Origin of the sequence: Methylobacterium sp. J-070, from assembly GCF_022829385.1 — a bacterium.
GTDB lineage: Bacteria > Pseudomonadota > Alphaproteobacteria > Rhizobiales > Beijerinckiaceae > Methylobacterium.
Genome location: NZ_JAKSXX010000236.1, coordinates 1 through 1,737, shown reverse-complemented (window position 1 = coordinate 1,737; position 1,737 = coordinate 1). Strand labels below are relative to the sequence as shown.

General features: G+C 59.0%; 2 protein-coding genes and 1 pseudogene. 1 reads left to right on the top strand and 2 read right to left on the bottom strand.

The annotated features are described in order from the left end of the window. Window positions 1–242 (bottom strand): annotated as a pseudogene (locus MKL01_RS26830) (PAS domain-containing protein); the annotation flags it as partial. A gap of 148 nt (window positions 243–390) precedes the next feature. Beyond that, entirely contained in the window at window positions 391–870 is a 480-nt protein-coding gene (locus MKL01_RS26825) for a PAS domain-containing protein (protein WP_243908226.1), read from the bottom strand. Between the two features lie 282 nt (window positions 871–1,152). Between MKL01_RS26825 and MKL01_RS26820 the strand changes: the two genes are divergently transcribed. Then, window positions 1,153–1,737, top strand: a 585-nt coding sequence (locus MKL01_RS26820; protein WP_279604915.1) for an MHYT domain-containing protein, incomplete at its 3' end; no start/stop codon positions are given.

The following is a 1,737-nucleotide window of genomic DNA, read 5'->3' as shown; positions in this document are numbered from 1 at the left end:
TGGTGCTGTCCCTGCACCTCGGGCAGCGTGTAGCCCATGGCCGTCAGGAAGTTGGCGTTGGCGGTAAGGATGGTGCCGTCGGGGGCGAACTCGATGACCGCCTGCGAGCGATCTAGCACGTCGAGCTTGGCTGCCTGATCGGCGTGCGTGTGCGTTCCACCGAAACTGGTCGTTCCCTCCCGGATCTTAGGCTGCTGTCCGGCAGAACGGGAGGCCAGCGGAGCGGCCCGCTGATGCGTCATTCAGTTCCATCTCAGCTTCGCGCAACACTGCGCAATGATCGTTATTTATCCATTAAATTTATCGCGCATCACACTGCACTTGGCAGATATTGGTCCAAATCAGCATACAAATATTGTATTCACGTCTCCGTGATCAGCATAATACAACTTATGCGTGCTCGAATATGGAGAGGTTGCGCAAGGTGTTGGTTAACCCATCGTTGCTTGCGACAGCTGGCTCATAGCGGCCGGCTGCGCTGACGGCAGGGCGTCCAACCCGGCGGATCACCTCCCGCTCGAACGCGACGAAGTTCTCGATCCGTCCGTCGGCGGCACGCAGCGGCCGACAATCGATCTCGGCACGGTACTTGGTGCCGTCGGCGCGGTAGTTTGTCAGGTAGCCGTGGAAGCGCTCGCCGGCATCGAGGGCGCGATGGAAGGTATCGAGCGTCTCGCGCCGCGTCTCCTTGCCCTGCATAAAGCGCGGGCTCTGCCCGATGATGTCGTCCACGCTGCACCCGACAAGCTGTCCGAACGCTTGGTTGGCGTAGACGATCGTCGGTCCTGGTGCCTCGACCACCGTGTCGGTGACGACGATCCCGATGGTGGCATCATGCGCCAACGCGCGGATGAGTTCGAAGGCTGTCATGGTACCGTCACGCTATGGAAGCGTTGAAGGAGCAGTTAGCTCATCACGTGCATGGCCGGCGAGCGGAATTTGCAATGATAATTTTCCTGCATCCTTCTTGAAAAATGATTTTTCATTTCCGTCGAATTCAACCGCTTGTTTCAAAATATTACCTCAAAAAATTATCATATGATGGTTTTAAATAGAAACAAACTCTATCTCTATCTTACTAATGATAGCCTTTTCCAAAGTGTGCCTATTAATTAACTTGTCGAGCCCAGGCTCAATGCCTCGGAGCTTGCCATGCGATCCGTCTACACCTGCCTTACCCAGGCGCACGATCATCAGTTGATCCTACTCGCCGCAGGGATTTGCGTCGTCGGCGTCTACGGCTCGTTCTCGGTCGCGACCCATGCGGCGCGCTCCGAAGGCCGGTCCGCCACGCTCTGGGCTGGTGCCAGCATCGTCGCTTCAGGCTGCACCGCCTGGGCCACCCATATGATCGGCCTCCTGGCATTCCGGCCAGGCATGCCCGCTGGGTTCGATCTCTATCTGACGGCCCTGTCACTCTTAGTCGCCATTGCGGGCATCGGGATCAGCGTCACCCTCGCGATCGGCCAGCGCAAGCGAGCCCATCGCTTTCTCATCGGCGTTCTCCTCGGCAGTAGCATCGCAGCGCTGCACTACCTCGGCGAGGCTTCCTACCTCGTCGCCGGTACCGTCACGTGGGATCCGTCTCTACTGGCCGTGTCCCTACCGACGAGCCTGCTCATGTTTGGTGCGGCCTTGGTGGTGACGGGAGAGCGCCGCCGCGACATCCGACGCGTTGGAGCGCCGCTGTTGGTCGCCGCGATCGGCGTCCTGCATTTCTGCGGCATGGCGGCCATG